Below are 22,500 nucleotides of genomic sequence, written 5' to 3'. Positions count from 1 at the left end.
TAACTATTGGTAATTCAGCATTAAGTATCATTAGTAGCACGGTGATTGTTTTACCATTTATGTTTTTTTTGAGAATTAGCGCGACACATACAGTATCATCAGTTTTACCTTTTGTTATTTTTTATACTTTACGAACAACCGGAATATTTTTGATTAGAGGTATCAAAACTAGCCTTAATAGTGCTAGTCTGTTAAAAATTTCTCTTTACTCTGGTACATTAGGATCTATTTTTGGAATAATCGGAAGTTTTTTTCCAGAATTGTATATAATTTCGGGTTTTTTTCTGGGATTAAGTGCTGCTTGGTTACCGACCGCTAATACGTCAATTAACTTTCTTAATATAAAAAATAATTTACTTTTAGCTAAAAATAAGTATTTCACTATCTTAACTTTGATATTAATCGGATATATATTGTTCATTCCGTCTAAAACCTCTTTTATTATATTTTTTCTATTTTATACGGTTTTATACTTGATAGCTATTATCACACTACCTACACTTAATCAATATGCTGTGGATTCTCATGATTTAGAAAGCTATTCATATCAGTATTTAGGACTATTTGTAGTATTTTTTGTTTTAATATTTAGCTTGAGATCTAGTCGATTGATGAAGAATATTATGCAATTTGATTATTTTATATGGGGTTCATTATTGCTAGCTATTGTTCTTATCGTCTCAAAGCTGTTTTTCAACAGGGCACCACAACGTAATGTCCCCAATTTATTGAGTTATATATCAATAATTAATGGTGCCTTGGGCAACTATTTATTCTTATTCGCATCTTTATATGTTGCTGGATACTACGGTCATCATGATCTATTTACCAGATTTTATATTCCATATATCATAGGAATCGTAACAGCGCCCATCATCAATAAAGTACTAGTCAAAAAGAATAATCATACAATTTTTATTATGCTCTTTATTGGCCTACTCATTATGTTCTTTAGACCTCTTTTCCCTTGGGGTATATTATCGCTAAGTATCACGAAAGGGTGTTTAAACTTAAAATTAAATCATATTTATATGACGCAAGATAATTTACCATCAGATAAACGTATTTGGGTTAAAAATACAATACAAAGTACTGGAAGTATTATATACCAATTTATCATAATGATTACAGGCTCTTTGATAGTATCAGATAATAATCACTCTATCAAAGAATTACTTGATATTACGAGTCAAGGAATACCTAGCAATTATAGTAGGGCGCTAATGATTGAGTGGAACCTTGTGACTACAACAATACTACTAATTATGATCATGTTTTATTACTTTTTCTATCTTTTGACCTATATAAAGATAAATAGATAAAAAGGTGATGTGAACTCAGCATTTCTTTGGTGAAAGTTAACTAGCTAATAATTAAAATTTTTTAAATAATCAATTGGCATAACAAGACTGAATAAAGTTAGTTTAGATTATTGAAAAGAAGATTAACATTTGGCACATTTTTATGGTTATCATTTTATTGTGCTTATATTCCACAAACCGACGGTAAGAAAGTATCTGAGTAATATGACAATCTTAGATATCACATATATTGATTTGTCTAGCTACAGATAAGTCTAATTACCAAATTTTTTGAATCCGGAGAAGATAAGATTATAAGGGGATAAAAGTAGCGATACAGTGACGAACGATCTAAATACCAGTGACTTAAACATCGCAAAACATTGATTATTTATGCATATATGGGACCAAAATATACCATTATTAAATTTAGTCTCTATCCTAATTCTATTAATCATCAAAATAATCTGTCAGAAAACCGATTGAAATAATTTTAATATTTACTTACACATAAAAAATGCTATGGTAATTTATGCACGCTATTATCTGGATTTTTAACTCAAGAACAGTTCATTAGAAATAATAAAAAGAGCTGGTGTTCCTACGCACTAGCCCTTTTTATTAGAGAGGTTAATCTCCATGTATTTCTTCCTGTTTATATTATAGCATTGTATTAGTATTATTTCAAAACGTGATATACTTAAAAAGCTGTTGTTTCCTACTATACGCAACGGCAAGGAGGTGAAACTCCATGATCTATTTCTTCCACGAACTAACACAATTGTTCAACGCAATATGTGTTGCTATTGTGACGTTCGCAATTAAACGTTATTTTGATGATTTTAATGATCGTTAAGATAACGTGGGCACCTTAAGGGTGTCTTTTTATTTGTCTTTATTTACATAACCCGTAGCAATTTAATTATCTTTATCCCATGATGTATTTATTATTAGTCGCAACTCAGTCACATTTTGAAGGCCGTATATTAATCTTTTGGAAACATTTTTTCATTGATAACAACGACTGTTTTTTCGCTAATGCCCATTCTATGTTCAAATAACAAATCTACTAGTTCATCACCATCAACCAAAGTAATTAAATTCGATCCTTGACGTGATCTACTGACAGCGTCATTTGTATAGGTAGAGGTCGTTACAAATATTCCTCTGTCTGCATTATGACCACTAATGGTGCCAGCAAAATTACTGATATCTGGTCCTGTTACAGGACCTTTTGTAAATCGCTTAGTTTGTAACACAATTTTATATGTCATCAACTCAGGGGTTCTTAAATAACCTATACCATCAATGCCACTATCTCCGGTTTTTGAAGTAGTATCCATTTTAATGCCTATTTTTCGCATAAGATTTACAATTAATTCTTCAAACTTATATGGATTCATTTCACTTAACAATTGTAATAACTTATCTCGCCATAATTCAGAATCATCTGTTTCTTCAACAATATCTTCATCTAAATTGACCATGTTTATACTTGCTGATGAAAGTATTTCGCCTTTCTTTTTTTGATTATTTAGACTCTTTTTTTGAAATATAGGAGTTGATATCGAGTATACTTCATCCCACACATCGAAATTGTTTATATCAATATCTTCTCCCACCTGTGTTAGAGCCCATACGCCCCACTCAGGCGAATAAAGTAAACCAGCCTTTTTTAAATGAGACATAGCCCACTGTAATCGAAAATCCAATTGACTCTTACCATTACTATTCGATTTCTTTTCTCTATCCAAATTTGTAAAATATGGATATTCAGCGGCTTTTTCCTTGACAAGAGCAGCCTTAGTCGGTCCCCCATACGATTGGAGTGCTTGTATAATAGCCACTACGCCGAACTTCTCCATATAGTTCAAATTTGTATCTGAATTCATGAAGCTTAGCCAATTTTTTGGCATATTGGTTTCTGCTTCCGTTACCTTACGAGTAATTCCAAAGTGATCATATGCTAAATCTACCATGTTAAAGCTATCCTTATAAATTTTCTTTTTATTATACACTTACGTTTACAGATTATTTTAGTGTGTTTAAGCTGACACCAGCTTGCCCCACGCGGGTAGCGTTCTGCATGACATGCTCTCGCTGACGGCGATCATGCAATGATAAAGTGCCCCGTCACGGCGTGACCCGCCGGAGGTTTTTCTAGCCGGATAATAGGCGCCGAAAAATAGCAGTTCCCCCAGAAGGAGGGGGAACGCTACTGTCATCGCTTGTCGATGACGCGCCTCGCAGAGCCTGTCCAAAATATCATTTTGGTATAACAGGCTATACCAGATTTTTAACGGTGTTATACTGGTCTTGGAAAACCTTTTTCGAGGAGGCATTTTTGATGGCGCATTTAAAGAAAAATACGCGTGGTTCAGTTCCCGGTCTAGCCGTTCATTTTGAACGTAAAACTGACCATCACACCAACAAAGAAATTGATGTGTCGAAAACCTATCTGAATCAAGAGCTCATGGCGGATGGTTCTGATATGCTTTCACGCTTCAATGAGCGTTTAAATGACGTTTATTGTATGAAAAGAGACGATGTGAAGGCGTTAGCGACTTGGATAGTCACTTTACCTGAAGAACTCACAGAAGCGCCCTACGAGCATCAGAGCGCCTTTTTTGAAGCAACCACTAATTTTCTGAATGACCGTTATGGCCAAGAAAATGCCGTGGCCGCGGTGGTGCATTATGACGAGACAACCCCTCATTTGCACTATGCCTTTGTCCCGGTAGTTTTTGATGATAAAAAGGCATGTTATAAAGTATCCGCTAAAGAAGTGCTCACGCGCCATGATTTACAAACCTTTCATGAGGATTTAGATCAGGATTTAAAAAAGGTGCTCCCCTTTTATGAACAAGGGATTCTAAATAACAAAACCTTACCGTTTGAGAATGTCGCTGAAATCAAAAAATACAATGATCAGTTCAACGCTTTAAAGGCTGAACTAGCTGACGTTGAAGAAAATATTAGGGCTAAACAGGCCGTACTTAAAATCACGGATCAAGCCTTAACAGAAGTAGACTTAGCCGAAAAACAAATTGATGACTTTAAACAAGACTTATCTAAAAACCTCTTTGGTAAGACGGTGCTTAAACCAGATGACTTAAATCGCTTTAAAAACGTGTTAGCCACGATGAAAAAAGCCACCTTACAAAGCAATCATGAGACGGAAGAACTCAAACAAACGTTAAGACAAGTCAAAGCGCGGCTAGCAGCTGTCCAAGAAGACTATCAAAAACTGAAAGCAGCACATCAAACGCTGCAGGCAGATCAACGAGAAAAGCAAAAGATGGACTATGTGATGCGCGATATGCTTAAAAATGATTATGGTGTCGACAAACTATCCCATACGGATGTGGAGGCCCGGTATGTTCTTTATAAGCTGGATCATGAAGAACGCACTAAAAATAAAAAAGAGGCCTAGTCCTGGTTAAAAACCTTGACGACAGCTAGAGCAGATCCAGATACGAAAATAGCACCTAGTAGATTAGATTGGGGTATTGAACAAGTTAAAGCATTAATCAATCGGATCATTGAATTAACGCGTGATATTTTTAAGGGGCCAAGTCTCTAACGTTAAAACGGCTTATTTGCCCGTCTAAGCGTTTTTAGTCACAAGGTGTAGAAATAATCATTGAACGAATTAGAACGTCGCTATTGGCTTAATAAGTGGCAATCAGGTTACATAACCAGTAATCCATCATTTAAAATAATTCCAAACAAAAAGAACACTCTGGACAAACATTATGTACAACGGTGTTCTTTTTGTTTTGTTTTTATTAATTCAATAAAAAGGCGAAGCCTATTATAAGTTTATCTTTTATATTTTAATCTTTTGTTCTTTTGCGTAGTTAGAAATTCAGTAATATCAAGGGTTTAATAGGTAATATAGCGACAAAAAACTATGCATATAGCGACAAAAAACTATGTATATAGCGACAAAAAACTATGTATATAGCGACTGTTTAAAATATTTTGTCGCTATATAATGTTATAATAAAAGCATAAAGAAATTCCCGACTAAAAGTTTTTCTTTATGCTTATCCAACAACACGCCTAAAGGAGCGTATTTATATGTCTATTATAACAGAATCAAAGACAAGGCAGGTACAGACCTTGAATGAATTATCAAAACGAAAAGTGGTTGAGCATAACAGCCTAATCACGTCGATTGCCAAAATGGATAAAACACCGCTTAAAATGTTTGAATTAGCTGTTTCTTTAATTGATACAGAAAATCCACCGAAAGACCAGACAGTTTATTTATCCAAGCAAGAGTTATTTGCTTTTTTTAACGTGGATGATAGCAATAAACATAGTCGTTTTAAAGAAGCAATTGAAAAAATGCAAAAACAGGCTTTTTTTCAGATTAAAAAAGAACAAGATAAAGGTTTTAAATTCGTTAGTATTGTGCCAATCCCTTATGTGGAATGGACTGATTATCATGATGAGGTATTAATTCGATTTAGCCCCGAAATCATGCCTTATTTAATCAATCTCAAAACCAATTTTACGCAACATGCCTTATCAGAAATTTCTGAATTGAATAGCAAGTATGCAATCATTTTGTACCGTTGGTTATCAATGAATTACAACCAATATGAGCATTACAGCGTTAAAGGTGGGCGAAGAGAAGAGCAAGTGGAAAGTTACCGTAATCCGATAATCACTATTCGGGAATTGCGCGACACGACCGATACGGTGAGTGAATATAAAAAGTTTACTGATTTTGAAAGAAGAGTATTAAAAGATCCGATTAAAGAAATCACAAACCATACCAGCTTTAATGTTACGTATGAAAAAGTAAAAAAAGGACGCAGCATTGAGAGTATCGTCTTTCATATCACTAAAAACCAAGTGGCAGATGATATTAGTTACAAGCTAGATGATCCCGTTTATATCGAGGGCAAGATCCGTCAAGAAGAAACAGAAGATATGTTGACTGTTAAGGCAATAAAAAGTCCCTATACAAAGTTACTTATGGAGCAGTTTTTATTGTCATATATTGATTTAACGGATACTACTATTTTGTCAGGGTTACAGAAAAATGTTTATCCACTTTATGACGAATTAAAAGAGTCACGTGGTTTAAAGGGCGTGAAAGAACACTTAGCCTATATCAGAGACAAACAAGATGACTATTCGAAAAAGAATATTGCTAAGTATCTTAAAAAATCGATTGAACAGTATCTACCAATCGTTAAAAGGCAGGATATAGATCATGAGTGAAAATTTAAAAACAATTCGAGAACTTGCTGATGAATTTAAGGTATCTAAGCAAGCAGTTAGGAAAAGATTAACCGATGAATTTAGAGCAAACTACGTAGAAACTGTATATAGTAACGGAGTAGAAACATTAGTAGTAACGGTTAGTGGTTATAGGCTGTTAAAACAGCATTTTTCTAGTAGTAACGGCAGTCAGAAAGTAGGTAGCAACGTTGGTGGTAACGGTGGTAATGCTAATGTTACCAGTGATAATAAGCAAACAACGGATAATAGCTATGTAATTAAAATATTAGAACAACAATTAGCTGTTAAAGATAGGCAAATAGAAAATAAAGATTCACAAATATCACAAATGCAAAATTTATTAGATCAGCAACAACGATTAGCCTTACAGGACAAACAACTGCTCGAAGAATACAAGGCAGAAATTAAGGACTTGAAAGCCTTAACGATGGCACCGCACGATGATGGTGAAAAAGAAGTGACGTCAGACAAACAACCGGAACCTGAAAATAGCACCCCGGAGTCACAACCTAAACCTAAAAAGTGGTGGCGTTTTGGTAAATAGTTACAACTAAAAAAGAAAAGAAGACTGGTTAAATGGCTGAAGATAAATTTGAACAAGCTGTAATTGACAAGCTAAAGAGTGAAGGTTGGGAATATCTAACAGATTATTCTGGTGTAACAGTTGATCGGTTATATGATCACTGGCGAGATATTCTGAATGCCAACCATCGTAAACGACTAAAAGATACTCCGTTATCTGATAATGAGTTTGAACAAGTGAAGTTGGAACTAACGAAGAATAAAATGCCGTATGATGCTCTTATACTAAAAAATGGACTATTTTTATTCAGTCCGTAAAATGAAAGTATAGGAGTATTTTTATGTCAATTCGTTATTCACAAGATTTCAAATATTCATTGGTTAAACTTAACCAAGAAGGCCGTTCACTCAAATCATTAGCAGAAGAATTTGGACCATCAAAAGATTCTATTGCTATTTGGGTTAAACAAGCTACCCCAATCATGATCAAGGGTCAGTCAAAGACTTTAAAAGACGTCAAGCAACTAGAGAAGCGCCTCGCTATTTTGGAGGAAGAAAACGAAATTTTATCACGCATAGCCTGACAGGCATTGAGCGGCCATCTTACTAGCCAAAAAATAGTCCAATTTATTGACTTCTGAGCAAAACGAATAGACATCTGTTTTTGGACACCATATCGTAAAAATATGAAACAATGTTCAGGTGATGAGAGCTTATTAAAACACCAACGGCTTAGGGTAGAGGATGTATTTTCACAATTATGTTGTTTATTTAATATCGAGCAAAATTCTGCACGATCATACATGGGTTTTCAAACATGTCTAAAACAATGTCTTTTTGTTGGTACCTGGTTAAAAATTAACTAGCACCATGCGTATTACGTTATAATTCTAAATCTGATTAACTCTTGATTAAATGCATCTTTATCAATATCGTGAGGAACCCTAGCTATTATACCCATTGTTCAGCACTATACTCATAGTAAAATAATTTGAGGTTAACTAAAATTATACGCCCAGAAGTTTACCATCTACTATCGAGTGGGAATAAAATATTGCATGAATTTGAATCCGTAATGTTGATTTAACGGCATTTGTGAGCTTATAAAATGGATGAATTGGCGGTGGATCTGAAAGGTTCCCCACCAAAATCCCCACCAAGAATCGTGGAAGTCTTCAGTCACTTGGAAGTGATTGAGGATCTCCACGATTTTTTTAGAATTCACTCCTTGTGCATTCATAGAATGTTGCGGATAATGTAATAAGGGAAAGTGTATCAAGTACAGGGTGGAGGAACCGGCATGGCAATTACCGAATATGAAGATCAAATCCAATCAATCATTGACGAACCAAATCACGAAGGGTTCGTCTATGATTTTTTAAGTGTGTATGAAAAAATCCCCAAGGCAACGATTACTAAGTTGAGAAAGGGCTTGAATAACCTCTCAAAGGAACCGGGTGAAGTTTATTTGAAGAATAAGCTTTACTTCAAGCAGACTGATTCAGATTTAATGCAGGCGTATGTAGATGTTCAGGCCCGCGTAAATGAGTTGGGAACAAAACCGCGATTCATCATCGTCACTGATTACAAGCAGCTGCTGGCGAAGGACACGAAGACGCACGATAGTTTGGACATTGAGTTTTCAAAATTACCTCAAAAGTTCGAGTTCTTCTTGGCGTGGAACGGAATTGAGAAGGCTGATTTTGACAAAGAGAATCCGGCTGATGTTCGTGCTGCTGAACGTTTCGCTAAGCTCTACGACGTTGTAGTTAAGGATAATCCACACGCGTCGCGTAAGGGACTCAACCTGTTCTTAATTCGCGTGCTGTTCTGTTTGTTTGCTGAAGATACAAATATCTTTGAGAACAATTTGTTTACCAATCGTGTTAAGCAAATGACTAAAGAAGACGGGACTGACTTTGATGCATTTGTAAGTCAGTTGTTTGGGGTGCTTGATTTTGAAAAGTCACAACGACCTGTTGACACACCATCGTGGCTTAATGATTTTCCATATGTTGACGGCGACTTATTTAAAGATCCGCACGAATCTTTGATGTTTAGTTCTAAGTCTCGAAAATTAATCATTGATGCTGGAGAATTGTTGAATTGGAATCAGGTTAATCCGGACATTCTTGGATCAATGATTCAGGCTGTTGCTAGTGAAGATAGTCGCAGTCACCTCGGCATGCACTATACGTCAGTTCCGAACATTATGAAGGTGATTAAGCCATTATTCCTGGATGGACTTCGTGAAGACTTTGAAGCCGCAAAGGGCAATGAAGATAAGCTTCAGAAGCTGTATGACCGAATTGGCAATATAAAATTTATGGATCCAGCCTGCGGATCCGGTAATTTTCTGATCATTACGTACAAAGAATTACGACAACTAGAAATTGATATTCTGAAAGAACTCAATCATATTCCCAACGTGCAGGTCTATTATCTTCCCTCAGTGACCTTAAACCAGTTTTATGGTATTGAGATTGAAGACTTTGCGTGTGATGTGACCAGGCTGTCTTTATGGATTGCGGAACATCAGATGAATATACGCTTGCATCAAGAGTTTGACGATGTAGTGCGGCCGACATTACCTTTACAGCATGCGGGAGCAATTCTGAACAATAATTCGTTGCGACTCGATTGGAGTAACTTACTAGGAGAAAATTGCAATTCCGAAGTCTATTTGTTTGGAAATCCGCCATATCGTGGGTCAAGCCGCCAAAATCAGGTCCAAAAAGAAGATATGAAGATAGTCTTCTCTGATCACATTAAAGAATACAAAAAGTTAGATTATATTGCAGCCTTTTTCGAGAAGGGTAGTGAAGTCCTAAATAAATATAATCGTGGAAGACTTGCCTTTGTCTCTACAAATTCAATCTGTCAGGGTGAACAAGTATCAATACTATGGAATCATCTATTAAAAAGAACTTTTATTTCATATGCGTATAATTCTTTTAAATGGAGTAATAATGCCAAAATGAATGCAGGAGTAACGGTTATTATCATTGGACTCGTTGCTAGGAGCGCGAAGCACGATGAAACTAAGCGTACTTTAACAAGGTTTATCTATGAAAGAAATACTAGACACAGGGTTTTCAATATTTCACCATATATTACAGAAGGGACAGACCTCACGGTAGGAAAGAGCAAGGCTCAGTTAGACAATCTACCCCGTATGTATCGTGGAAACATGCCAACGGATGGAGGCGGGCTATTACTGTCACCAGAGGAGAAGAATGAAGCTGAGGCTCGTTACCCTGAAATTAGAAAGTATATTAGACCGTTTGTTGGTGCAGATTCATTTCTCAAAGGAAAGTATAGATTCACAGTCTGGATTAAAGATAGTGATGCCAGATTCGCTTCAGAGAATGCTTTTATTAAAAAGAGGTTGATGATTGTCTCTGATTCAAGAAGTGCAAGCAGGAAAAGTTCGACCAGGTTATTGGCGAAAGTTCCATGGAGGTTTGAATTTATTTCCGAACCAGAAGACTATAATGGGCAAACTATCGTTATTCCACGACACTCTTCTGAAAATAGAAAATATGTGCCGATGGTAATACTAGACAGTGATTCTGTTATTGCGGATTCAGCGATTGCCATGTACGATGCGCCTGTATGGTTGTTTGCATTGTTGGAATCAAGGATGCATATGATTTGGATTAAAAGCGTTGGAGGGAAACTAGAGACTCGATATAGGTATTCATCTGAGTTAATTTACAATACCTTTCCAACTCCGAATATTTCTAGTAGACGAAGAAACGAACTGGAATCAATTGCTTATGAAATACTGGATATTCGTGAAGAGGAAGGTGGAACCCTTGCTGAGTTATACGGTTCACCACTGGCTGAAAAGAATCCAAAGCCTATGAATGCACGCTTGTTGGAAGCCCACCAAAAGCTTGACGAAGTGGTTGACCGCGCATATAAGGCGGACGGTTTCAAAGATGATTCACAACGGTTGACATTGCTACTTAAAATGTATGAAGAGAAGGTGCAGTCACTTGGAGAATAAGAATGTTGTTGATGTGAAATACCATCGAACAGGTCAGAGTACCAATACAAATGATTTGGGCATGCGAGAAATGCAGGCACACGTGTATGAGCATCGTAATTCGCAGTATCTGCTCGTCAAAGCGCCACCTGCGTCTGGAAAGTCTCGTGCCTTGATGTTTGTTGCGCTGGATAAGTTAGCAAATCAGGGCGTGAAGAAGGTCGTTGTTGCCGTTCCTGAACGGTCAATCGGGAAATCATTCCAGAATACTGACCTGGCAAAATACGGCTTTTACGAAGACTGGCAGATTGATTCGCAATATGATCTAACTTTACCTGGTGGCAGTGATAGCAAGGTTCAGAAGTTTGTGGACTTCATCAATTCACCAACTGGAAAAATTCTGATTTGTACACATGCGACATTGCGCTTTGCTTACGACAAGATTGATGATGATCATAAATTTGATAACGTGATGTTGGCAATTGATGAATTCCATCATGTTTCGTCTGATGACAGTTCGGTGCTTGGATCGGCTTTGAAAAATATTACGCATAACTCCACCGCACATATTCTAGCAATGACGGGGTCTTATTTCCGCGGGGATTCCGCGCCAATTTTATCGCCAGAAGATGAGCAGCAGTTTGATAAGGTCAATTACACCTACTACGAGCAACTGGACGGCTACAAGTATCTAAAGTCGTTTGGCATTGACTACAAGTTTTATCAAGGAGCGTATTTGTCCGCACTGGATCAAGCGCTCGATGTGACTAAGAAGACGATTATTCACATTCCCAATGTGAACTCAAGTGAATCAACCAAGGACAAGCTTAACGAAGTAGATGCGATTTTTGATGCAATTGGTGAAGTCGTTGATCAGAATCAGACGACAGGTATTTACTCCATTAGGAGTAAGGTTGACAACCGGATGCTAAGGGTTGCTGATTTGGTGACTGAAGAGGGGCGTGACCGTATTCAGGATTATCTGCGTGAGCAGGTCAATAGCGCGGACGATTTAGACATTTTGATTGCCCTTGGGATGGCTAAGGAAGGCTTTGATTGGCCGTGGGCTGAACAAGCGTTGACCATTGGTTATCGTCGATCTTTGACGGAAATCGTGCAGATTATTGGCCGAGTCACCCGTGATAGTTCAAATAAGACGCATGCGCAATTTACCAATATGATTGAACAGCCTGATGCTAAAGATGGTGAGGTTCAGTATGCGGTCAATTCAATCCTGAAAGCAATTACAGCATCGTTGTTGATGGAACAAGTCCTGGCCCCGGAGATTCATCTTAAAGCGCGTAAACATAAGAAAGATAAGTCGTCGAGCAACGGCGGTGATATTTTTGTCCGGGGGTTGAAAGATCCGTCAACTAAGCATGTTAAGAGCATCATTGAGAATGACATGCCTGATTTGAAGGCCGCAATTTTGCAAGATGATGCGGTCAAGAACGGTATTGCGGCAAGCGTTGATCCTGAGACCATGAATAAGATTCTGATTCCCAAGGTGATTATGCAGCGGTATCCAAACTTGAATAATGCGGAAGTTGAAGAAGTACGCCAATATGCCGTGGCCGATACTGTGCTTCGACATGCAGTGGTGGATACCACGACGGATAGTAAGGGGAATACGAACGAATTCTTGCGCATGGCAGATAAGTTCATCAACGTGAATGACTTGGATATTAATCTGATTGATTCAATCAATCCATTTCAGAGAGCGTACGACGTGCTGTCTCGTAATATTGATAGCGATGTGTTGCGTGTTATTCAGCGCTCGATTGATGCGAAGAAGTTTAATTTTGATCAGTCCGAATTGGTGTACTTATACAACGAATCTAAGCGATTTGTTGCCGAAAATGGGCGCAAACCAGACAAGAACTCAAAAGACAAACTGGAAGTTAAGATGGCCTATGCCTTAGCCCAGATACAAGACCTAAAGGCAAGGAGGGCGCAGAATGGCGGACGATAACTTAATCAGATCACTGGATGATATTTTCAATGATCCTGATGTTGATGATATGTTGCAAGCTCCGGTTAAGCACAAGTCGGTGACGTATGATCTTGAAGTGACGGGCTTTCAGGAAATCAATGAGTGGGTAAGTGACCATGATGGTCAGGAACCTCAGAAGCTTCGTGACCCGTCCCAGATGAAGCAGCGCAAGCTTGCTAGTCGGTTGAAGGGTATTCGCGAAAGTGCTGAACGTCGGGACCGTCTTGCCACGTATGATACGTTTGGCTTATTACGTGACGAACCGGAGACAGAAAAACTGGAAGACGTGATCAAGCAGGAGAAGACTGATTTTTCCTCACTTGATGACATTTTGAATGATGATTCTGTCCTATTTACAGGTACGCAAACACAAGTTTCAGACAGCAAGTTGTTTGATACTAAGGTTTACAAGGATATTCAGCGTGAACAGGAGAATAGACCAGAGGTAGTATCGCAACGAAAGGCAATGGCGAATTTTGGTGAATTTGAACCAATGTTTAACAAGGCTCAAGCTGAGATTGCATCCGGTAAGCGCCAGCTACGGCCTTTCAAAAACTACGAAATTCTACGCCATCATTTTTACGTGTTGAAAGGTCAACTGCTCTACGTTGACGAAGTTGGCGCGGAAATCGAGCTTAACGACAACAGTAATCGAAAGACAGACGCAAGATTACATGTGGTTTACGATAATGGAACCGACAATCATCCACTACGGAATGGCCTGGCCGCTTCATTGTACGGTCGTCAAGGGCGAGTTGTAACCGAACCAGATGAAACCTTTGCATTTGAAACTAATGACCAAATTACCGGCTTTATTTACGTGCTCAAATCTTTGAGCACCAATGAGCAGATTATGCGAATCCAAAACGAACACCCACTGTATAAAGTTGGGTTTACGGCTGGATCAATACAGAAGCGTATTGCGAACGCCGAGAACGAATCCACCTATTTATATGCGCCAGTTGAGTTGGTCGAGGAAATGAAAGTTGTGAACCTGAATGCGGAGTCACTTGAAACGGCGCTGCATCATGCAATGGCTGAGTATCAGTTAGATATTGATATCACGGCTGCTAACGGGCGCTTAATCCATCCGCGTGAATGGTTTGTTGTTGACTTAACCACCATTGAGGAGATCGCTGCAAATATAATTTCGAAACTGAGGATGCAAGCCTGAGACGTTGTTGATGGTCTAACCAACTTCAAACATTTAGATGACACTATCGCTCTTCATCAACGTAAGTTGGATTTGTTGAAAGAACAGAAAAAAGGCTACTTGCAAAAGATGTTTGTTTAGGGTCTATAATTACATAGAAGACCTTGATACTTATACACCTATGTTGATGGAAGAATTGCATTTAAGTTTATGGTGTTATACAAATTAAAATTATAGGTGGTTTAGAATGGAAAAAATTTATTTTTTATGTACAGGAAATTCTTGTCGCAGTCAAATGGCTGAAGGATATGCAAAAAAAATATTGCCGGCAAATGAGTTTCAAATCGAGAGTGCAGGGATTGAAACTCATGGGTTAAATCTAAATGCTGTTAAAGTTATGGCTGAAGATGGAGTAGATATTAGTAGCCACTACTCTAAATTAATTGATCTAAATTATTTGAACACTTCAGATTTAGTTATTACTTTATGTGGTGATGCCAAGGATAAATGTCCTATGCTTCCCCCTCAAACCAAGAGTTTACACTGGCCTTTATCTGACCCAGCGCAAGCCACAGGAACTTTAGAAGAACAACTACAAGAATTCCGTAAGGTTCGTGACGAAATTAAAAAATTAGTTACAAGTTTGAATAACTACGTTCATTAATAAAAAAACGCCATATAGTGCCACAGTAAAACAGTCCAATTAATTTATTGACTTCTAAGGAAAATACCAGGGATTTGGTTATGAGCTAGATATGTGACTAGGCACTCACTAAAATGCCCTTCCATTCAGGGGCTATAATTATATTATCACCCCTGTAAAACCTGATTAAAACAGCCCCTTTTATCTATCCAGTAGATAAAAGGGGCTGTTTTTAATTTAAATGATATAATAGATCCAAATTACTTTTATGGAGAAAATAAAATATGAGTACTGATAATAGGACACATTTTAATATTGCAGATACGATTAATTTTAATAGCGCAATTGATCATATTATTGAGTTACTAAATAATTCCTTTGTACTACTACAAAATAATTCATATGGCAGCTCTGCTTTCTTCGCTATAACTGCACTAGAAGAAACAGCTAAAACGCACTTTTCTATGTATATGGCACATGACCTATCTATGAAAAAGAATAAAGATATTCTAATGAATCACGCTAAAAAACATTCTTTAGCAATATCTCCTGTGTTTAAAATAGGCGATCGCTTATCTAATGCTTTAGGTATTGAAAAAGTAGATGAACTGGTATTACGTGTAAATCAAAAAAACGGATTAATGGATTTACGAAATAATGCTATTTATTGGTACACAGATACAGATGGTACCCACTTTCCAAAGGATTACTTTGATAAAAATATGGCTATCGAATTATTATTATTTTCAATTGAGTCATTTGATGACAGCTTGGTTGGCTATACTGATTACAGCATAACTGCAAGTCACATGACTGATGATTTATTCAAGTTAGCCGAACAGCAATACGCAAAAAAATAATAGTATCTTTCAGAACTCATAAGGAATGAAATTATATGGTTCAACAAATCGTCCTTCCGATTAAAGACTCTAACGTCTTAAAAATGGTGCAAGACACCTTACTAGATAGTTTTCGGGCTGGTCGCCGTAACTACACCATCTTTCAAGTCGGCAAAGCCACCCTGCTACGGGTGAGTGATGTCATGACGTTAAAGAAATCAGATATCTATAATCCGGATGGCTCCGTTAAAAACACGGCCTTTATTCATGATAAAAAGACGGGTAAAGCGAATACATTGTATTTAAAGCCAGTCCAACAAGACTTGCTGAAATATCATGATTGGCTGGTCCAAGAAAACATCAATTCGGATTGGTTATTTCCTTCAACGACCCATTCAGACCGTCATATCACTGAGAAACAATTTTATAAGGTGATGGCACGAGTTGGTGATCTATTAAGTATCAACTATCTAGGCACTCACACTATGCGTAAAACAGGCGCTTATCGCGTTTATACGCAATCAAACTATAATATTGGCTTAGTCATGCACTTATTGAATCATTCGAGTGAGGCTATGACGCTTACTTATCTTGGATTAGATCAAGCAAGCCGAGAAACAATGTTAGATCAAATTGATTTTGGTTAAACTCATTAGCTATAACTTGCTCGTATGTCATGACATTAAAAAAGTGCAAAATACTTATAAGTTTTTTGCATTAACACATGTAAAAGAGCAGCCCTGGGTTTTGCAATAGGGCTGCTCTTTTACATATGTTAATGATAATTATTATGAAGATAAAGTTACTTTGTTTTTCTATCTCGTTTCAAAATAAATAATCCTAAAATTATAAATAATATTGGAAAAAGTAAAAACGGCATTGAAAGAGGATGACTACCACTAATACCTATATAAATAATTAACATTAAGCCGATCCCCATAACAATCCAACCTCGGTATGGATTAATGGCACGCATAGGTTTAGTATTTTTCAACATCTGACCCAAAATTGTTGCAAAGGCTAATAGTATCAGGCCTAATATCATCGGTGTCATAATTTATCCTCCTCTTAATTTAATACATGCATATCGTACGCACCTGCACCATTCATATCCATGTATACTTGATTTTGTGAATGAGTTGAATTGTAATAATTTAAATCGTTAGCTACCTTGGTAAAATAAGCATCTCCAAGACCGCCCAATAATGCAGCCGTACCAACCGTGAAATAACCACCCACAGCTGCACCAACTGTTAACGCGGCTGCATAATTATTACATTCATTAACTAATTGATTAACAGCCGCATTACTAGTGAAATAATATCTAGTTCCCCACCAGAAATTATTATAAGTATAGTAACTATGCCATGCCGCCTTACTAGCAAAAATAGGGTTAGGAATTATAGTCTTAGTATTAGCATTAATAACTAAATGATTTTTAGTAATAGACTGGTTACTTTTATCAACCACTTCCTGAGTTTTTACAACTAAATCATTTGATATAGTAGCACTGATAGGAATAGATAACACAAATTGGTTATTAACAACAGATACATATTTATCGAGCGCCTGAATATCATCATTGCTTGATTTATCTGTATTGTTTTTTGGCTCAATCGTCACAGTATCCGTATTTGCAGAAATATTGATCAATGGCACAGCGGCCGTAGACAGAGTCACACTGGCTAAAACTACAGTAGTCAGCTTAAACAACTTAAAAGACATATTACCCCCCATAAATAACTATAAAAATAATAACCATCGTGTGATAAACGCCAGTCAAATGATAACATTTTCTATTTATTTTGTAAAATTAGGGTTAAGATGAATTTTTTTCTTGGTAAAATATTTAAACAGAATAATTATTAATTAGTCTAATATAATGAGATAAATCGCTAATTTTTTGATATCTATTTTATTGTTTTCCTTTAGCATAATTCTCTATACACATACAAAATCATCATACGCCGAATTTTCACTGGTGTTAGAAGAAAGAGGAGTTAGTTATCGAATTTTTAGATCTATTCATGATATTATATTTGTAGTTTTAGCTTTTATATTTCATGGTATTCTTAGATTAAGACCAACTCTCTTTGTTCATTTTTGGCGTGTTATACTTAAAAAAATATATTTTAAACAAGAAAGAGAAATAAAATGGTTATAATTATGTTATCTGGTCTATTAGGTGGTATTTTATCAGGATTTTTTAAATTAGGATGGGAAATACTATTACCACCTAGAACCCCTAGTCGCAACGAAACTAACCCACCACAATATTTGTTACAACAATTTGGTTGCTCTGAAGAATTCACACATCGTTATTTTATTTTTTCTAGACAAAAAGTACAGTATATATCATTAATGATGCACTTTGGATTTTCTATTATTTTTAGTTTTATATATGTTATTTTAGTTCAATATTCAACGCTTTTTAGTATTGGACAAGGTAGCGTCTATGGCATTGTCATTTGGATTTTGTTTCACTTATTGATTATGCCAATAATGAAGACTATTCCGTCAATATCTAATCAACCATTGTCTGAACATTTGTCAGAATTACTAGGTCATATTCTTTGGGGATTTGTGATACAAATATGCTATATTTATATCTTAACTATATTCTAATCCAAATTTATCAAAGTCTTATTTATCCAGTATTTTGCTTAATAGCGGTATAATTTATCTATGACATGATTGAAAGGAATAAAAAATGACAATTAATTGGACACTTATTGGAACGGGTACTATTGCACATGAAATGGCAACAGTACTTAATAACAATAATCGAGAAATTTATGGTGTATTTAGTCGTAATGCAGAAAAAGTAAAACAATTTGCTAGCGACTATGGCGTTGTTCATCAATTTAATTCTCTAAGTGATGTATTTTCTGATGATAACGTTGACGCTGTGTATATTGCTACACCACACAATACTCATTTTGATATTGCAAAACAAGCGATTGAACATGGTAAACATGTACTCATGGAGAAAGCTATTACCATGAACAAGGCAGATTTGGATCAACTTGAAGATTTGGCACAACATCATAACGTTATACTTTTAGAAGCAATGACTTTAGTACATATGCCTTTAGCCAAAAAAATAAAAGCTATGATTAATAACGGCCAACTAGGTAAAATTAAACATATCAGTGTGGCTCATGGGAGTGTTAAACCATATGATGCTAAAAATCGCTTCTTTAATCCTGATTTAGGAGGTGGTGTCTTACTTGACATGGGAGTTTACGGTATATCTGGGGCACGCTATTTTATGTCAGATCAACCTAATAATGTGCAGTCTTTTGTTGATTATGCCCCAACGGGAGTTGATGAACAGACTGTCACAATTCTTCATAATCAGGTGGGAGAATCTGCGATGGTATCTGTTTCCTTGCAAGCTAAGCAACCTAAAGCACTAACTATTTCTGGAACGAAAGGTTATATTACCATTCCAGAATATCCACGCGCACAATCAGCGGATTTTTATCATGTCGATAGTGATACAACAGAGTACATCACAGAGGGAAGTACAGAGAATGCTTTGTTCTACGAAATTTCAGATTTCGAAAGTATCATTGCTGATCCATCAAGTATTCAAAGTTACAAGACAATTACCGATGATGTTTTTACAATTTTCGAACATATGAAAACATCATGGTCTCAGCAAAAATAATTCAGGCTGGTCGAAATAATCAAAAAACAAACTCGAAAAGTAAAAATAACAAAGATTCAATCGTTATTTTTACTTTTTTTGTCTTTAAGCTAACATCTGTTGTCCCCATTAGGGTGTTTTCCGACATGAACTGATCTCGTTTAAGAAAACTATAGTATGACATGAGCCGCTGAAAAATAGTAGTTTCCTCCATAAGTAAGGGAATTGTTACCTTATTTACTAGGCGATTGCTTGCCAGGCAGAAACTAAACTTTATTTTATAAAGTTTAAGAGCATGTCTTATATAGTTAAAGATACAAAAAAACAAATGAATATGAATAATAAAAAACTTTACAAAATTGAGCTATATGATAAGATAATATAGTTGTCTCAGCGACAACAAGTAGCACATTGAAAACTGAACAAAACTTTGAACAAACGAATCTGTGACTAGTTATTAGCAGTAATAACAAAAACAAATTTGCGAAGTCAATTCGTAACAAACAATAAACGGATAGTCGTTATAGAGATATAGCAATTAGTCAGTTTAATCGAAGAGTACATCTTCAAACAATGAATTTAAATTCATTTAAATTGAGAGTTTGATCCTGGCTCAGGATGAACGCTGGCGGCGTGCCTAATACATGCAAGTCGAACGCGCAGCGAGAGGTGCTTGCACCTTTCAAGCGAGTGGCGAACGGGTGAGTAACACGTGGATAACCTGCCTCAAGGCTGGGGATAACATTTGGAAACAGATGCTAATACCGAATAAAACTTAGTATCGCATGATATCAAGTTAAAAGGCGCTACGGCGTCACCTAGAGATGGATCCGCGGTGCATTAGTTAGTTGGTGGGGTAAAGGCTTACCAAGACAATGATGCATAGCCGAGTTGAGAGACTGATCGGCCACATTGGGACTGAGACACGGCCCAAACTCCTACGGGAGGCTGCAGTAGGGAATCTTCCACAATGGGCGCAAGCCTGATGGAGCAACGCCGCGTGTGTGATGAAGGCTTTCGGGTCGTAAAGCACTGTTGTATGGGAAGAAATGCTAAAATAGGGAATGATTTTAGTTTGACGGTACCATACCAGAAAGGGACGGCTAAATACGTGCCAGCAGCCGCGGTAATACGTATGTCCCGAGCGTTATCCGGATTTATTGGGCGTAAAGCGAGCGCAGACGGTTGATTAAGTCTGATGTGAAAGCCCGGAGCTCAACTCCGGAATGGCATTGGAAACTGGTTAACTTGAGTGTTGTAGAGGTAAGTGGAACTCCATGTGTAGCGGTGGAATGCGTAGATATATGGAAGAACACCAGTGGCGAAGGCGGCTTACTGGACAACAACTGACGTTGAGGCTCGAAAGTGTGGGTAGCAAACAGGATTAGATACCCTGGTAGTCCACACCGTAAACGATGAATACTAGGTGTTAGGAGGTTTCCGCCTCTTAGTGCCGAAGCTAACGCATTAAGTATTCCGCCTGGGGAGTACGACCGCAAGGTTGAAACTCAAAGGAATTGACGGGGACCCGCACAAGCGGTGGAGCATGTGGTTTAATTCGAAGCAACGCGAAGAACCTTACCAGGTCTTGACATCCTTTGAAGCTTTTAGAGATAGAAGTGTTCTCTTCGGAGACAAAGTGACAGGTGGTGCATGGTCGTCGTCAGCTCGTGTCGTGAGATGTTGGGTTAAGTCCCGCAACGAGCGCAACCCTTATTGTTAGTTGCCAGCATTCAGTTGGGCACTCTAGCGAGACTGCCGGTGACAAACCGGAGGAAGGCGGGGACGACGTCAGATCATCATGCCCCTTATGACCTGGGCTACACACGTGCTACAATGGCGTATACAACGAGTTGCCAACCTGCGAAGGTGAGCTAATCTCTTAAAGTACGTCTCAGTTCGGACTGCAGTCTGCAACTCGACTGCACGAAGTCGGAATCGCTAGTAATCGCGGATCAGCACGCCGCGGTGAATACGTTCCCGGGTCTTGTACACACCGCCCGTCACACCATGGGAGTTTGTAATGCCCAAAGCCGGTGGCCTAACCTTCGGGAGGGAGCCGTCTAAGGCAGGACAGATGACTGGGGTGAAGTCGTAACAAGGTAGCCGTAGGAGAACCTGCGGCTGGATCACCTCCTTTCTAAGGATAATCGGAAAGTGACAGTGCATTAGATTGCAAGTTCAAATGTTCAAAGTTTTGTTTAGTTTTGAGTGTGGTACTGTAATAGGTATCATGTTCAAAAGATGATCCTATGGGGAATTAGCTCAGCTGGGAGAGCACCTGCTTTGCAAGCAGGGGGTCAGCGGTTCGATCCCGCTATTCTCCATAGGCAATCGAAAGATTGTCTTGGTTGTACATTGAAAACTGAATAGTAACAAATTCTTTTAAAAGTAATGGAAACATTATTCTAAATTGAACCGAGAAACAACACAAAAAGAAGTTCTTTAAAAAGAACGGTTTAATCGCAGGTCTGAAAAATGACCAACTCATAAAACGAAACCGCAACGCAAGTTGTATAGGTTAAGTTAATAAGGGCGCGTGGTGGATGCCTTGGCACTAGGAGCCGATGAAGGACGTGACTAACTACGATAAGCTTTGGTGAGCGGTAAGTACGCTATGACCCAGAGATTTCCGAATGGGGAAACCCAACTCGAAAAGAGTTGTCGCTATCTGAATACATAGGATAGACGACGGAATACGCTGTGAACTGAAACATCTCATTAGCAGCAGGAGCAGAAAGAAAAATCGATTCCCTAAGTAGCGGCGAGCGAACGGGGAAGAGCCCAAACCAACGTGCTTGCATGTTGGGGTTGTAGGACTGATAAATAAGAGTTACAAAAGTGTTTTATAGCAGAACAAGTTGGGAAGCTTGGCGAAACAGGGTGATAGCCCCGTAAGCGAAATAGAGCACACTCTTTTCAGGATCCTGAGTACGGCCGGACACGTGAAATCCGGTCGGAATCTGCGGGGACCATCCCGTAAGGCTAAATACTCCCTAGTGACCGATAGTGAACCAGTACCGTGAGGGAAAGGTGAAAAGCACCCCGGAAGGGGAGTGAAATAGTTCCTGAAACCACGACGCCTACAAGAAGTCAGAGCCCGTTAATGGGTGATGGCGTGCCTTTTGTAGAATGAACCGGCGAGTT

At 37.8% G+C, this 22,500-nt stretch carries 16 protein-coding genes, 1 tRNA gene, 2 rRNA genes and 1 pseudogene (2 of these 20 only partly in view); 17 read left to right on the top strand and 3 right to left on the bottom strand.

Going from position 1 to position 22,500, the window contains the following annotated elements; translation table 11 throughout:
* Nucleotides 1-1,322, top strand: partial view of a hypothetical protein gene (locus C5L21_RS08405; RefSeq protein ID WP_133286261.1) — the 3' portion only. 16 nt of this gene lie to the left of the window's left edge; only the last 1,322 of its 1,338 coding nucleotides appear in the window; its start codon lies off the left edge, out of view; it ends in the stop codon at nt 1,320-1,322.
* Nucleotides 1,323-2,287: 965 nt separating this feature from the next.
* Here the strand turns inward: C5L21_RS08405 and C5L21_RS08400 are convergent.
* Nucleotides 2,288-3,280, bottom strand: coding sequence for a restriction endonuclease (locus tag C5L21_RS08400; protein WP_133286260.1), 993 nt, complete (start codon nt 3,278-3,280; stop codon nt 2,288-2,290).
* Nucleotides 3,281-3,648: 368 nt separating this feature from the next.
* Here C5L21_RS08400 and mobV point away from each other — a divergent pair.
* The 11 genes and pseudogenes from mobV (at nt 3,649) to C5L21_RS08340 (ending at nt 16,348) form a co-directional block, all read left to right on the top strand.
* Nucleotides 3,649-4,884, top strand: a pseudogene (mobV, locus tag C5L21_RS08395) (MobV family relaxase).
* A 500-nt stretch (nt 4,885-5,384) separates the two neighbouring features.
* Nucleotides 5,385-6,539, top strand: a complete 1,155-nt coding sequence (locus tag C5L21_RS08390; protein ID WP_111303684.1) for a RepB family plasmid replication initiator protein — start codon at nt 5,385-5,387, stop codon at nt 6,537-6,539.
* Complete coding sequence (locus C5L21_RS08385) at nt 6,532-7,104, top strand: DNA-binding protein (protein WP_133286259.1); 573 nt, start codon at nt 6,532-6,534, stop codon at nt 7,102-7,104. Before C5L21_RS08390 ends, C5L21_RS08385 begins: the two co-directional genes overlap by 8 nt.
* 32 nt (nt 7,105-7,136) lie before the next feature.
* The gene (locus C5L21_RS08380; protein ID WP_241652889.1) at nt 7,137-7,400 is read left to right on the top strand and encodes a PDDEXK family nuclease; all 264 of its coding nucleotides are present in this window, start codon (nt 7,137-7,139) and stop codon (nt 7,398-7,400) included.
* A gap of 23 nt (nt 7,401-7,423) precedes the next feature.
* Nucleotides 7,424-7,666: a transposase gene (locus C5L21_RS08375; protein ID WP_133286258.1), complete on the top strand. Its 243-nt coding sequence runs from the start codon at nt 7,424-7,426 to the stop codon at nt 7,664-7,666.
* Between the two features lie 716 nt (nt 7,667-8,382).
* Nucleotides 8,383-11,094 carry a class I SAM-dependent DNA methyltransferase gene (locus C5L21_RS08370; protein ID WP_133286257.1) on the top strand — a complete coding sequence of 904 codons (2,712 nt, stop codon included), beginning with the start codon at nt 8,383-8,385 and terminating at the stop codon, nt 11,092-11,094.
* Complete coding sequence (locus tag C5L21_RS08365; RefSeq protein WP_133286256.1) at nt 11,084-13,045, top strand: DEAD/DEAH box helicase; 1,962 nt, start codon at nt 11,084-11,086, stop codon at nt 13,043-13,045. The genes C5L21_RS08370 and C5L21_RS08365 overlap by 11 nt, the downstream gene beginning before the upstream one ends.
* Nucleotides 13,032-14,240 carry a GIY-YIG nuclease family protein gene (locus tag C5L21_RS08360; protein WP_133286255.1) on the top strand — a complete coding sequence of 403 codons (1,209 nt, stop codon included), beginning with the start codon at nt 13,032-13,034 and terminating at the stop codon, nt 14,238-14,240. Before C5L21_RS08365 ends, C5L21_RS08360 begins: the two co-directional genes overlap by 14 nt.
* A gap of 226 nt (nt 14,241-14,466) precedes the next feature.
* Nucleotides 14,467-14,883: an arsenate reductase (thioredoxin) gene (arsC, locus tag C5L21_RS08350; RefSeq protein WP_133286254.1), complete on the top strand. Its 417-nt coding sequence runs from the start codon at nt 14,467-14,469 to the stop codon at nt 14,881-14,883.
* 263 nt (nt 14,884-15,146) lie between these two features.
* Nucleotides 15,147-15,722: an AbiV family abortive infection protein gene (locus C5L21_RS08345; RefSeq protein WP_133286253.1), complete on the top strand. Its 576-nt coding sequence runs from the start codon at nt 15,147-15,149 to the stop codon at nt 15,720-15,722.
* Nucleotides 15,723-15,757: 35 nt separating this feature from the next.
* On the top strand, nt 15,758-16,348 hold the full coding sequence (locus C5L21_RS08340) for a site-specific integrase (protein ID WP_057811732.1): 591 nt from the start codon (nt 15,758-15,760) through the stop codon (nt 16,346-16,348).
* Nucleotides 16,349-16,503: 155 nt separating this feature from the next.
* Here C5L21_RS08340 and C5L21_RS08335 read toward each other — a convergent pair whose 3' ends face one another.
* The gene (locus C5L21_RS08335; RefSeq protein WP_133286252.1) at nt 16,504-16,755 is read right to left on the bottom strand and encodes a hypothetical protein; all 252 of its coding nucleotides are present in this window, start codon (nt 16,753-16,755) and stop codon (nt 16,504-16,506) included.
* Between the two features lie 14 nt (nt 16,756-16,769).
* Nucleotides 16,770-17,426 carry a hypothetical protein gene (locus tag C5L21_RS08330; RefSeq protein WP_133286251.1) on the bottom strand — a complete coding sequence of 219 codons (657 nt, stop codon included), beginning with the start codon at nt 17,424-17,426 and terminating at the stop codon, nt 16,770-16,772.
* Nucleotides 17,427-17,855: 429 nt separating this feature from the next.
* On the opposite strand from C5L21_RS08330, the gene C5L21_RS08325 reads away from it, so the two are divergent.
* The 5 genes from C5L21_RS08325 to C5L21_RS08305 all read left to right on the top strand — a co-directional run.
* On the top strand, nt 17,856-18,326 hold the full coding sequence (locus tag C5L21_RS08325; RefSeq protein WP_133286250.1) for a DUF1440 domain-containing protein: 471 nt from the start codon (nt 17,856-17,858) through the stop codon (nt 18,324-18,326).
* Between the two features lie 85 nt (nt 18,327-18,411).
* Nucleotides 18,412-19,374 carry a Gfo/Idh/MocA family protein gene (locus C5L21_RS08320; protein WP_133286249.1) on the top strand — a complete coding sequence of 321 codons (963 nt, stop codon included), beginning with the start codon at nt 18,412-18,414 and terminating at the stop codon, nt 19,372-19,374.
* A 569-nt stretch (nt 19,375-19,943) separates the two neighbouring features.
* Nucleotides 19,944-21,493, top strand: a 16S ribosomal RNA gene (locus tag C5L21_RS08315).
* A 114-nt stretch (nt 21,494-21,607) separates the two neighbouring features.
* Nucleotides 21,608-21,680: transfer RNA gene (locus C5L21_RS08310), tRNA-Ala, on the top strand.
* Between the two features lie 192 nt (nt 21,681-21,872).
* Nucleotides 21,873-22,500: ribosomal RNA gene (locus tag C5L21_RS08305) — 23S ribosomal RNA — on the top strand; it runs 2,284 nt beyond the window's last position.
* The 16S and 23S rRNA genes sit together here with 1 tRNA gene alongside, the layout of an rRNA operon.

This window comes from Leuconostoc citreum (genome assembly GCF_004354555.1).
GTDB lineage: Bacteria > Bacillota > Bacilli > Lactobacillales > Lactobacillaceae > Leuconostoc > Leuconostoc citreum.
Note: the sequence above shows the minus strand (reverse complement) of the source record. Positions and strands in the feature narration are given on the sequence as shown.